At 56.7% G+C, this 11,895-nt stretch carries 14 protein-coding genes; 3 read left to right on the forward strand and 11 right to left on the reverse strand.

The genetic code is table 11. From position 1 onward, the window contains the following. The first annotated feature begins 187 nt into the window (after positions 1-187). Positions 188-808: a hypothetical protein gene (locus tag ACEVJL_RS02580; protein ID WP_374736769.1), complete on the forward strand. Its 621-nt coding sequence runs from the start codon at positions 188-190 to the stop codon at positions 806-808. A 179-nt stretch (positions 809-987) separates the two neighbouring features. Here the strand turns inward: ACEVJL_RS02580 and ACEVJL_RS02585 are convergent, their stop codons facing one another. From ACEVJL_RS02585 to ACEVJL_RS02610, 6 genes are all read right to left on the reverse strand, one after another. Further along, the gene (locus ACEVJL_RS02585) at positions 988-1,809 is read right to left on the reverse strand and encodes a peptidoglycan recognition protein family protein (protein WP_374736770.1); all 822 of its coding nucleotides are present in this window, start codon (positions 1,807-1,809) and stop codon (positions 988-990) included. Beyond that, positions 1,806-2,135: a hypothetical protein gene (locus ACEVJL_RS02590; protein WP_008980990.1), complete on the reverse strand. Its 330-nt coding sequence runs from the start codon at positions 2,133-2,135 to the stop codon at positions 1,806-1,808. The genes ACEVJL_RS02585 and ACEVJL_RS02590 overlap by 4 nt, the downstream gene beginning before the upstream one ends. Positions 2,136-2,216: 81 nt before the next feature. Next, entirely contained in the window at positions 2,217-2,441 is a 225-nt protein-coding gene (locus ACEVJL_RS02595) for a hypothetical protein (RefSeq protein WP_374736771.1), read from the reverse strand. After that, positions 2,441-2,923: a hypothetical protein gene (locus ACEVJL_RS02600; RefSeq protein WP_374736772.1), complete on the reverse strand. Its 483-nt coding sequence runs from the start codon at positions 2,921-2,923 to the stop codon at positions 2,441-2,443. Before ACEVJL_RS02600 ends, ACEVJL_RS02595 begins: the two co-directional genes overlap by 1 nt. After that, on the reverse strand, positions 2,916-3,401 hold the full coding sequence (locus ACEVJL_RS02605; protein ID WP_374736773.1) for a hypothetical protein: 486 nt from the start codon (positions 3,399-3,401) through the stop codon (positions 2,916-2,918). The genes ACEVJL_RS02600 and ACEVJL_RS02605 overlap by 8 nt, the downstream gene beginning before the upstream one ends. 213 nt (positions 3,402-3,614) lie before the next feature. Continuing rightward, the gene (locus ACEVJL_RS02610) at positions 3,615-4,451 is read right to left on the reverse strand and encodes a hypothetical protein (RefSeq protein ID WP_110440378.1); all 837 of its coding nucleotides are present in this window, start codon (positions 4,449-4,451) and stop codon (positions 3,615-3,617) included. Between the two features lie 181 nt (positions 4,452-4,632). Here ACEVJL_RS02610 and ACEVJL_RS02615 point away from each other — a divergent pair, with 181 nt between their 5' ends. After that, a complete protein-coding gene (locus tag ACEVJL_RS02615) occupies positions 4,633-5,193 on the forward strand; it encodes a DUF4364 family protein (RefSeq protein WP_008980996.1) in 561 nt (186 codons plus the stop codon). Between the two features lie 71 nt (positions 5,194-5,264). Here the strand turns inward: ACEVJL_RS02615 and ACEVJL_RS02620 are convergent, their stop codons facing one another. The 5 genes from ACEVJL_RS02620 to ACEVJL_RS02640 all read right to left on the reverse strand — a co-directional run bounded on the left by ACEVJL_RS02620 (position 5,265) and on the right by ACEVJL_RS02640 (position 10,770). Further along, complete coding sequence (locus ACEVJL_RS02620) at positions 5,265-6,689, reverse strand: VanZ family protein (protein WP_374736774.1); 1,425 nt, start codon at positions 6,687-6,689, stop codon at positions 5,265-5,267. 169 nt (positions 6,690-6,858) lie between these two features. Beyond that, entirely contained in the window at positions 6,859-8,235 is a 1,377-nt protein-coding gene (pdxR, locus tag ACEVJL_RS02625) for a MocR-like pyridoxine biosynthesis transcription factor PdxR (protein WP_374736775.1), read from the reverse strand. 22 nt (positions 8,236-8,257) lie between these two features. Then, positions 8,258-9,181, reverse strand: a complete 924-nt coding sequence (locus ACEVJL_RS02630; protein WP_374736776.1) for a LysR family transcriptional regulator — start codon at positions 9,179-9,181, stop codon at positions 8,258-8,260. Between the two features lie 277 nt (positions 9,182-9,458). Beyond that, on the reverse strand, positions 9,459-9,833 hold the full coding sequence (locus ACEVJL_RS02635) for a thioesterase family protein (protein WP_008981000.1): 375 nt from the start codon (positions 9,831-9,833) through the stop codon (positions 9,459-9,461). Between the two features lies 1 nt (position 9,834). Continuing rightward, positions 9,835-10,770 (reverse strand): DMT family transporter, encoded by a 936-nt coding sequence (locus tag ACEVJL_RS02640; RefSeq protein WP_374736777.1) that lies wholly within the window; start codon positions 10,768-10,770, stop codon positions 9,835-9,837. Positions 10,771-10,970: 200 nt separating this feature from the next. Between ACEVJL_RS02640 and ACEVJL_RS02645 the strand changes: the two genes are divergently transcribed. Continuing rightward, the gene (locus ACEVJL_RS02645; RefSeq protein ID WP_374736778.1) at positions 10,971-11,852 is read left to right on the forward strand and encodes a DMT family transporter; all 882 of its coding nucleotides are present in this window, start codon (positions 10,971-10,973) and stop codon (positions 11,850-11,852) included. Positions 11,853-11,895: the final 43 nt, after the last annotated feature.

Here is an 11,895-nt window from a genome sequence, read left to right on the forward strand (position 1 = left end):
AATGGCCGCAAAAGCGGCCATTTTTTATATCATACATTCTCTTACACTTTAAACAAATCATCCCATTTTGTCCCCATATTTCATTATTTTTCTAAATTATGCAACAAAATAGTTGACTTATAATTGCATGTGATATATAATCTCCGCAGGTTAGCTAATGCTAACTAATTTTCACTGGAGGAATCGTATGTATCTCTATATTCTGGTCTCCTTGGTATTGGCACTCATCTTTGCTTTTTCCTGTCATACCGCGATCCGACGGCATCCTGGTATGTTTTATGGGATTGCCTTTTTCATCGTACTGTCTGAGGTAATCTATTATCAATTCGGCATCCACGATATAGCGCCTCAATGGTTTACTGCCTACATCGTAAACCTCTTTAAACGCGGCGCCTTCTCAACTGCGCTGTTTATCATCGTCATGTACCTTGGTGCATTGGACAGCAAGCATCTCTTTGTCAGAAAACTGATGGGCATCCGCGGCCAGCTATCCATCCTTGCCTGCATCCTGGCCCTGGGACACAACATCATCTATGGGAAAAAGCATTTTGTCAATCTGTTTACAAATCTCTGGGCGATGAAGCCTCAAACCTTGCTCGCTGCTGTTCTCTCAATTCTAATGATCTGCATTATGCTTCCCTTGATGATGACGTCTTTCCTATCTGTTCGCCGCAAAATGTCTGCCGGCAGTTGGAAAAGACTGCAGCGGCTGGCCTACCTGTTCTTTGCTCTGACGTATATTCATGTTATGGTACTGTTCATCCCCAATTGGGAGAAAAAATCCCAGATATCATTGCCTATACTGTGATCTTTGGCACTTACCTAATCCTGCGTGTAGCAAAAGCAACCAAAAAGTCTTCTCGCACACTGGGATATGCTGGTTGTAACCCCATCTTCTAATCCAGCCCGATTCCCATATGCACAAGAAGGGCGCCCGCAGCAAAGCGGGCGCCCTTCTTCTCTTTTTTCCGTTGTATAAAACGGATTTCAGCTCCGGTTACTTCTCAGCAGTGCCACCCCCATGGTGGCCATCTCCTCCCGGGTTGGATTTGACTTGGGTCTGGCAATGGTAATCCCGCCCTGTCCATCCTCTACACCGTCTAAGATACCGGCCTGGATCGCCGTTTCGATGTAGGGCTTGGCCCAGTCGTCTGCCGGCTCCGCCGCCCGTCTTGCCTCCTGGGCGGCCAGTTCCTCCCGGACAATGGCCCGCACCTGCTCCTCTGTCATCGCTTTCTCTCCCTTCATCGCCTGAACCACATCGGCCCGGAAGGTATCCATATTCTTGCCGAACTTAGGAAACCAGTGCATCACATCGGCGTGGTTGCTGGCCACTCCCCGCGCGTACCCCTCGCTGTGGCAGATCACCACTCCATCTGCCGCTGGGTCCAGACCGTACTGTCTGCACAGGTCCGCCGTCAGCTCCACTGCCGTCTGATACACCTTGTCAAAGTAGTCGGCGTCCTCCAAGCCGTCTTCGCAGAGTTCAAAGGAGATATGCGTATCATTGGCGCTGCCCCGGCTCCCCCTGCCGCAGTGCCACCCCCGCATATTCCAGGGCAGAGTTTGCACCACCCCTACACTGCCGTCAGCCAGTTTGCCGAGAAAGGCATGGACACAGGCCCCGCTGCCTGACCTATCCCAGTGATTACCGCCGGTGTTCCAACCGATCTCCTCATTGCCGGGAACATACCGGCTCAGGCGGGGATTGTTCGCTCCGGTGGAGTGTACCATTACTCCAACCGGAACAATGGTCTGTCCGGCCCGGTAGCAGTCATTTCGGGTCAAGATCTGTTGATACCACTTCACGCCCTCTTCTCCCCGCTTTTCAGCCACCCAGCCTGCTCTACCATCTGCACCAATTTGTCATAGCCGTACATGGCCGCAAAGGCCACCAGGAAGCACAGGCCAATCAAACCGGCGATCATCCACCCCGTGATGGAAAACCCATAGTAGGACCACAGGGCAAAGCCGGTGCCCGCCGTAACCACTGCCGCGGTGAGAAACGCCAGCAAATTTGTGGGGATACGATCATACAGCAGGCCTTTGAGCACCTGCACAATGACATTGGTCATCAAAGTCAAACCCAGTACCGCCGTGAGCAGTACGGGCAGATAATCCATCAGTTCAGACATTTCGCTCCTCCTCTCCCACCGGCCTGTCAGGCCGCTTTTTGTATTTATGCCACGGTTTGAACCGATCTCTCAGCACATTCCTCACCCTTTCACTCCTTTGAGATCCCGGATATCGTGCTGCACCTCGGTCATCTGACCCTCCAGCTTGTAGGTGCGCTCCACCACACTGTTGTGGGCGGCCACTTTCTTCTCCAGCTGCTCAATGCGGTAGTTGGTCAGCCGGTTGGACACCAGGATACCCCCAAAGGTACCTGCCAATGTGCCCACCAGAGACATACCCGCTACCGCAAGGCTGGTCAGGTCCATTAGAGGGCCACCTCCTGCACGTCCTCCGTGCTCCCCAGATCCTCCCAGGAGTCAGGCAGCTGAGAGGGAGGATAGACGGTGCCGTCCTTTTTGCAGCGCCACACATGGTCCTGCTCTACGCAGCACTCCCCCTCCTGCCACATCCCCCGGGACCCCTGAGGTGCGGTGTAAGGTTTGGCCTTGGCGGGATCGGTGGTGTGGCACACGTCCCACAGGCTCACCGCCTGGTCAGGGGACCAGTCAGGCTGCTCTGTGGCGTCGTGCTGCTGCCATAGTTTGTACACCTGTCCCTGCCACTTGTAGGGAGTCCCCACAGAGACGGAAGAATAGTCCCGCTGCCGCCAGGTGGGCACCATTTCCTCATGGTCGATCAGTTCCGTGCCGTCGGCGCTCCCCTCCACAGCCTTGGCCGCCAGGGCGGCCGCCTCAGCCGCGCCCCTCGCTTTCAGTTCCTCCTGGACCATGGTCACGATATCAGCCATTGCTTTCCACTCCTTCCTCATACGCTGCTTCCAGCTTCTCCTCCACCTGCTTGGCAGTACCTGCCGCCTCCAGCGCCTGGATGGTCTCCTGCTGGCTCTGGATGGTGGCCTCTTTGCTCTCCAGCTCCTGGGCCTGCTGGGAAATGGTGGCCTCCTTTTCAGCCACAGCGCTCTCCAGCTCGCTCACCTGGGCCTCGTAGCCTGCCACGTCTCCCAGGTACTGCTGGGCCACCTGGAGCTCCACCGTGTAGCTGCGGGTCGCTGCGCTGTATCGAATGTCCGCTACCTCAAAGCCATAGCCCACAGGCAGGATACACTCCCCCTGGATCTCAGGCTTGTCCCAGGAGATGGCCTCGATGTCCTCCAGGGCGGCAAACTCCCGCTCGAACACTGCCAGGTACTTGCCGTTGCCGCTCCCCCGCATGACGATGCCGCAGGTTACGCCGCCGATTTGAAGTTTGGTGCCATAAAGACTCATCGTATTTGCTCCTTTCTGCACATAGGTTCAACCTGGGTGGGCAGAGCTGCTTTGGTGTACCTTTCTGTGCCCCTTGTGTGCAAAATTTTTATTTATCCCTCTCCTTTATTCCTTCTGCACAGGAACCGTGTATCAGTGCTTTCCATCGCTTCTTACCTCAATTTGGGCATAAAAAGACACGACCGAAGTCGTGTCTTTTTATGGGGCACAAGCTCAGCAGCAGCCCCGTACGTCCTGATACTCCACCGATTTGGGAGCCGGACAGTGGTTGGGCGGGAAGAACTCGCCCACCGGGAACTGGACCTTCCGGAACAGCTCGCATGGGTCCTCCTGACGGCAGTCGCAGCCGCAGTCACAGTCCTTCTCGGGCATGCAGTAGTCGTAAGCGGGCATGAGCAGCTGGGTATCCCGCTCCAGTCGGATAATGGAGAACTGGCCCAGGGTGACAAACAGGCGGTGCACATCGCCGCCGGTGACCAGCTCCTCGGGGAAGCAGGCGCATACAGCAGGGGGAATCTCGCAGCAGTTGTCGTTGTGGCGGCACTGGCACACCTCCACCAGCTTCATCCCCAGGATGATGGGGTCCACCGACTCCACCACGGCGGTGGGAGCAGTGGTGGCGGGTAGGCCCTGGATATCACTGCCGCAGTTCTTTCCCGTGGAGGTGAATACCTTGGCGCTTCCTTCGCTGCCAAAGAGAATCACCCGCTTGTCAAACACAGCCAGACCGGTGATCTCTACCGGCCGGGCAGCCCCCACAAAGGCGTCGGCGGTGATGCGGTAGAAGTACCGCACATCCACGGTGTAGAATCCCCGGTTGAAGGTGACCGGCTCCACATCGATGTACGCGTACAGCAGCTCGGCGCAGCCAGCCTTTACCGATACCGCCCGGTCGATGACCTCCTGGCAGCCCCGGGTGGGGTAGACCCGCAGGTCCTCGATACAGTCCTTATCTTTGCAGGAATCAAAAATTTTCTTCGTGTGTATGCACACGGCCTCCCGAATGCGGCGCTCGTCGCTCACGGGACCGGGCACGACCTTTTCAGGCATATGGAATCCCTCCTAAGCTCTGGATGGCCCGGCAAGGCCCTGGCAGGCCGCGCCGGGTACACCTCATACTATGACCGGAAAATTTTTTGGTGCGGACCAGACAGGCGGAAAAGAGCCCTTGTCCTGGACCTCGTTTTTGGGTATAATACTTTTGTATGAGCCTTTGGAAGGAGGGGACCCCATGTCCCGGACCGGATTTATTCAAAATGAAATGGATTTGAAGCTATTGGTGCTGTACATTATGGACCGCGCCGTGGCTCCCATCACCTTTTTGCAGCTGCTGGATCTGGCCCTGTGCGATGCGGGGGTAGACTACTTCTCCCTCACAGAGGCAGTCAATCACCTCACGGAGACGGAGCATCTCTCTCTGAACGGAGAGCTCTACTCCATCACGGAAAAGGGCCGGCGCAACATCGAGATTTGCCAGAGCAGTCTACCCTACTCCGTGCGCCTGCGGTGCGATGAAAATCTGGTCAAGCTCAATGATGCCCTCATGCGCCAGGCCCAGGTGCAGACCGGTCTGCAGCCCAATGAGGACGGGACCTGTACCGTCCGGCTCTATCTGGCCGACGAGGCCGGTCCTCTCATGGAGCTCAAGCTCATCTCCCCCTCTCTGGCCCAGGGGCAGACGCTCACCAGTAAGTTCCAGCAGTCCCCTGAGGCCATCTACCACGAGATCATGGCTCTGCTGGTACGCCATTCCCAGGAAGAATCTGATTCATCTTCCGAACAAGAAGCGTAAAAACAGCCGCAAGCATCTTGCTTGCGGCTGTTTTTGTTTCAGATCATAGAGCGCTTTACAACAGAGCTATGTCATTTCAGAGCACAGACATAATCTGTCATCCTTTCTTGATCTTGAAGCTGCAATTCCAAACGATAGACCGGCTGATAAAAGCCCTTTGTATCCGCTTTCCACTCTAACGTGCAGGAAAGGACCGTGACTTGAGGTACCTGGTAATACTCCAGTATTTCCCCGTAGAAGCTATGGCCGTCGTACAGCTCCTGGACGGCTTGCGCAGGGCTTAAAATGGATTCCTCCCTGCACGGCAAAAGCGTGACAATACGATAATCAATTTGGTCCAGCTCTGTTTTTCCGTCTTGGTAGCGCAGATCACACTGCAATGTACCGTACCATTGCTTTTCTGCTCCGGGAACCAATTCTACTTCTGCACTCGCTGTAAAAAACTCATTTTTGTCTGGAGATTGGATGGTAAATTGTATATTCTCGGGAACTTCTATCCCCAACTGATGCAGAGCGTCCAATATATCCTCTGACCGGATTTCTTCCGGGTGTACGTCAAATACTGGGGTGGTCTTCCTGCCAAGATTATACTCCCAGGTACCATCCAATCGATTCACAAAAAGGAAATCTCCACTGGAGTGGTTACCAAACCAGATGGTATCATCATAGTAATAGATATCTTCGATGGAAAATCCTACTTTTTGAGCAAACTGAGCCCCAAATTGCTCACATGCCGCCTGGTCTAACCGTCCCACCTCATATACCAAGGCTGTGACCGGCTCCTCCTGCGGGGTAAATTCCAGTTCCCATCGCACATTCTTCAGGTTTGCCGTAACCACAGGCGCATCCTGCAAATTACCATATGGTTTTACTGCATAGCCCACAAAAATCCCCGCAAGTACCAGAATTAAAGCCATTGGTATGAATAGATAGACAAGGGTTTGGACTTTCCATCCGTTTTTCCGCTCCAGCGCGCTCAATACCAGCATGACGATGCTCCATCCCACCATCGTCCCCAGGGTATTGGTAAACAAATCGTCTACATCAAACATTCCCCTTGCGGTGGCCAGCTGCACCAACTCAATGGCTAGGGAGGATCCAAATCCCGCCAGCAGTACGGCATACCATTTTCGAAACACCCGGGCCAGCAGCGGAAGCAAAATGCCCAAAGGAACAAACAGCGCGATATTCAGCAGCACATTGAGCCACGCGCGCAGGGCAAACTGGTTCCAGGCCTCTCTCCATGCCAGAAACAAATGAAAATTCCACTGCCGAGCCCCAGGTTCACCTCGAAACAACGTAACAAACAAGGTCAGTCCAAGCCAGCTGATCAGCAGCAACAGGGCAATCGCCCGCCGCCACGGAAAGCGGCATCCCTTTTTCCTCGAAATCCCCCACCCAGCCGCTAAAACCAGCACACAAAGTAAGACTGCCGGTACAACAAAGCAGATCCCTCGCTGAAATAAGTAGAGAATATACTGAATAAAATCGTTCATGGCGGACCTCCTCTCTCTGCGTCCTCAATGATGTCCCCGGATGTTACCATCATAGCATGAAATAGTCCTCTTTTTTCTTAACTTCTTTTTAATTCCGTATGCCTCCTCCTCATTCATGCATATTGAAACGATGAAACGGTCCCCGGCTTCATTGGCCGGGGACCGTTTTTTACAACAAAACTGTCAGACGTTCCAGCGCCTGGGGCAACCGCTCCAGATCGGCGCCGGGGTAGTTGACCACAAGCCAGTGCTCCTCTCCTCCTCCGTAATCGGTAAGGAAGGACAGGCGGATGCCCGCCTCCTGAGCCAGCCGCGCCAGCTCCCGGTCGCTGCGCCGGGTATCCAGCCCCACCAGGAAGTGAAGCCCCGCATCCTCTCCCCGCACCGCATAGCGGCCCTTCAGGGGACTTTCTTCCAGGGCGGAGAGCACCTGGTCCCGCCGCCCTCGGTAAAAGACCCGCATGCGGTTGACATGAGTCTCAAACCCGCCGCCGGACAGAAACCGGGCTAAGGTGTACTGCTCCATAGCCGGAACAGTACAGGAATAGAAGCCCAGTCTGCGGTGGTAGTCCTCCAGCAGGGCTGGGGGAAGCACCATATAACTGATACGCAGCGAGGGAGCCAGGGTGCGGGAAAAGGTGTTCATATAGATGACCCGCCCGCTCCGGTCGATACTCTGAAGAGTAGGGATCGGACGGCCTGTAAAGCGGAACTCACTGTCGTAATCATCCTCGATGATGTACCGCCCCTCCCCCTTTTGTGCCCAGCGCAGCAAGCTCTGCCGCCGGGCAATGGGGGTGACCACTCCGCTGGGGAACTGGTGGGATGGGGATAGATGGATCACCTGGGCTCCGCTGTCCTCCACGCTCTCCACTCGCACCCCTTGCTCGTCCATGGTCAGAGGGACACACTTGGCTCCATTGAGGGCATATACCTTGCCCGCCTTGGGATATCCGGGCTGCTCCAGGCCAAAGACCTTGTCTCGACCTAAAAGCTGCACAATCAGGTTGTAGAGATACTCGGTACCAGCCCCTACCACCACCTGCTCCGGGGACACGTCAATGCCCCGGAACTGGCGCAGATAGCCCACAATGGCCTGACGCAGTTCGGGCACTCCGCTGTGGGGTGATACCTTCAGCAGCCGCTCCCCCTCATCCGAGATGACCCGGCGGAGAAGGCGTGCCCATACCGCAAAGGGAAATCCCTCGGTACCCGACCCGCCGCTGCGCAGATCCAGCAGCCACTCCCCCTCCGGCTCCTCCGGCAAGGGCATGGTCCGGGCAGGGGCCGGACGTGCCCCTGTCTCCAGAGCACTGACGAAGTAGCCGCTCTTCTCTCGGGTGTACAGGTAGCCCTCCGCCACCAGCTGGGCATAGGCGTTTTCCACCGTCACCACCGACACCTCCAGGTTCCGGGCCAGAGCCCGCTTGGAGGGCAGCTTCTCCCCCGGCTTGAGCACCCCCGCCCAGATATCCTCCTTGATGCGGCGGCTGAGATAGTCGTACAGAGGCAGATCTCCCCGCTCCTCCAGGGAATAGGTCAGCATGCTTCTCTCTCCTTCCGCGCCGTCATAGGACGACCTCGTCATAGTCCGCCTGGTCTCCAGGCAGGCGGCTCCCGGTCTGCTCCCGCACCCAGGCGATAAATTCCCGCACCAGACGGGAGGAGGGTCCCTCCCGGTTCCACACCAGCACATATTCCACCCGCCGGGCAGGCTGGGTGATCACCTTCACCCGCACCAGGGAGCTGGGGGTCTGGGCGGTCTGGGGAAAGATGCTGATGCCCACCCCCTGCTCGGTCAGGGCCACCGCGTCCACATAGTTGGACATGGTACACAGAAGATCGGGTTCCGCACCGATCTCCTGAAACCACCGGCGGATGGCCTGCACCCGGGACCCTCGGGAGGGAACAATCAGAGGCTGTCCTACCAGACGCTCCAGGGGGATGGTGTCCCCCGGCTCCTGGGCCAGTTCGCTCTCCAAGGGCAGAATCGCGGCCCACGGCTCTTCTCCCACCTGAAAGCCCTCCAGACGCTCCGTGTCGTAGGGGGCGGCCACAATGGCCAGATCGGCCAGGCCCTGGCGCAGACGGTCCAGCACATCGTCGCTGCTGCCGTTCCACAGGTTATAGTGTACCAGAGGGCAGCGTTTTCGAAATCCGGCAATCCAACCGGCGGCCAGATAGGGGGCCTGCCCCTCCACCATTCCCAGATACAATGTGCCCGACACCTGGTTTCTCCGCTCCCGCAGCTCCTGGGCGGTTTTTTCCGTCAGCTCCAGAATCTGCTTGGCCCGGCGCAGCAGCAGAGCGCCGTCATCGGTGAGCTCCAGGCGGCGCTTGCCCCGCACAAACAGCTGCACCCCCAGTTCCTCCTCCAGACAGCGGATTTGGTGACTGAGAGGCGGCTGGCTCATATTCAGTTTTTCCGCCGCCCGGGTAATATTCCGTTCCTGGGCAACCACGGTAAAATACCGCAGCGTACGAAGATCCATGCTCTCTCCCCCTTCGGGAGTTATCATATCAAAAAAATATGGTAAGCACAATATGATATGTATTTTATTTTTATTTCGGGATGTGGTATTCTTAGCTTGTCTCCGGGAGTACCCCGGATGTTTCGTGCGTTTTCCCACACCCCTTCCAACGCGGGGCAGTTCCATCCATCCCTGTCCGGCGTTTGTGTGGTTTCTTTCCCTCAATGGGTCTTATGGCGATCACGCCAACTCCTCTCAAGTAAACTGGGAGCAGGTTTTACCTGCTCCCAGTTTGCTTTTATTGTCCCGCTTTGTCCTGAATTCCCTTCGGGGTGACCATGATACGCAGGTGGGAGCCCTCTCCGCACTTGCCTTTCTCGTCAAAGACCTCCAGGTCGAACCACATTTTTCGCCGCTCGATGCTCCGCAGCCGGGCGGTGGCGCTTACCTTCATCCCCACAGGGGTGGGAGCCAGATGGCGGCAGTGGATCTCCGCCCCCACGGTGGTCATTCCCTCGTCCAGATAGGCCTTGGCCAGTTCCAGCGCTGCCCCCTCCATCAGGGCCACCATATTGGGGGTGGACAGGATTTTGGACCCGGCGCTGCCGATGCGCTTGGCGGTCATCTCGTCGGTGACCTCCCAGGTCAGGGTGTATTCGGTGGGCTTTTCCATATTATACTTCCTCCTTTGTCGCTTCGCTCTCCCCGGCGCTCCCGGCCCGCAGGGCCTTCAGGGAGTCCCACTGAGAGAGGACCAAGCCTGCCAGGGTCAGGGCCGTGCCCACCCCGGACAGGACGTTTACCGTCTCATGCAAGATCAGCACCGAGCAGATCACGGTGATCACCGGCACCAGATAGATATATACCATGGTCTTCACCGGCCCCAAGGTCTTGATGGCGTAGTTCCAGGTGACAAAGCACATGGCGCAGGCTCCCAGCCCCAGGTAGAGGAGCATAGCGGCATAGCTTCCGTTGGCCAGTCGTCCCAAGTCCCACCGGAAAGGCAGGAAGGCAGAGGCCGGGATCATAAACAGAATTCCATAAAAGAAAATGCGCCGGGTCGTCAGAATCACATTCCAGCCAAAGCTGCCGATCTTCTTGGTGAGCAGGGAGTACACCGCCCACACCATGGCGGCGATCACCGCCAGCAGGTCACCCCGCAGGTCCAGAGACATCTGGCTGCCGTTGAAGCTGATGAGGCAGATGCCGCCCATAGACAGCAGAAAACCGCCCAGGAAATTCCACTTGGGCCGGTCCGCTCCCCGGCTCAGAACCAGGGAGAACAGGGCAACAAACAGAGGCGAGGCGGATACAATCACTCCTACGTTGGAGGCGGTGCTGAAGGTCAGTGCAATGTTCTCCAGCAGGTAGTACAGGCACACGCCCGTCAGTCCCGCCGCGGCAAACAGTCCCTCCTTCTTCCAGTCCCCCACCTTAAGCCGCCGGGGACAGGCCACCGCCAGGGCCACATAGCCCAGCACAAAACGGAAAATCAAGATCTCCAGCGGGGTAAACGCCTCCAGCAGCACTTTAGTAGCAATAAACGTCGTCCCCCAGTTGACCACCGTGAACAGGGCCGCCAGGTGGCCAAAGGAAAGCTTTGATTCCATGTCCCTTCTCCTCTCTCTCAGCGCGCTTTCCCTGTCAGTGTACCATGCCGGACCGTCTATGTAAAGGCGGCCCGGCCTTTTCTTTTGTTATAGACGTGTATTTTTTCTTTCCTCTTCCACTTATTTTTGTAATATGGTACAATATGGCCGGATACTCCCCCATTCCCTTGAACCATTTCTTTCTGGAGAGGATGTTTCTTATGCGCACGCAGGTAAAGGCCGACCTGATGCTGGTCCTGGTGACCTTTTTCTGGGGAATTTCCTATCTGCTCACCGACCTGGCGCTGGGAGAACTGGGGCCGTTCACCCTCAACGCCCTGCGCTTTCTCATCGCCTTTGCCGCCGCCGGACTTTTGTTTTTCCGGCGGCTGCGCTCGCCCAGCCGCGCCACGTTGAAGCTGAGCCTGTGTACCGGGGCGGCACTGCTAAGCATCTACTCTTTTAACACCTTCGGGGTAAAGTACACTAGCCTCACAAACGCCGGGTTTCTCTGCGCCATGACGGTGGTCTTTACCCCGCTTCTGGACTACCTTTTCTTCCGCACCCGCCCGTCCCGGAAGCTGTTTGTGGTATTGATCATGTCGGTGACAGGCATCGCTCTGCTCACCCTGTCCAGCGCTTTGCTCCCCGCCCTGGGCGATATCCTGTGTATTTTATGCGCCGTCTCCAACGCCGCCTACCTGCTGATCACCGAGCGGGGCGTGGCAGGACAGGAGATCAACGCCTTCCAACTGGGCATTTACCAGCAGCTCTTTGCCGGTCTGGGCATGCTGATCCTGTCTCTGATCTTTGAGATCCCCACCCTGCCCCGCAGCCCGGCGGTGTGGGGCAGCGTGCTGATCCTCGCCCTCTTCTGTACCGGAGCGGCCTTTCTCATCCAGGCTGTCGCCCTCCAGTATACCACTGCCTCCCACGTGGGGGTCATCTTCTGTCTGGAGCCGGTGTTCAACTCCATTCTGGCCTTCTTTGTCGCCCACGAGGTACTGACCCCCCAGGCCTATTTCGGCGGCCTGCTGCTGCTTGCCAGCCTGTTGGTCATGGAGACAGACCTCTCACTTCTTTTCTGCCGCCGGAAAAAATAGCAAAAGAGGCACAGGCAAAACGCCTGTGCCTCTTTTTTCGAAG

The organism is Flintibacter porci (assembly GCF_041925195.1).
GTDB classification, from domain to species: Bacteria; Bacillota; Clostridia; order Oscillospirales; family Oscillospiraceae; genus Lawsonibacter; species Lawsonibacter porci.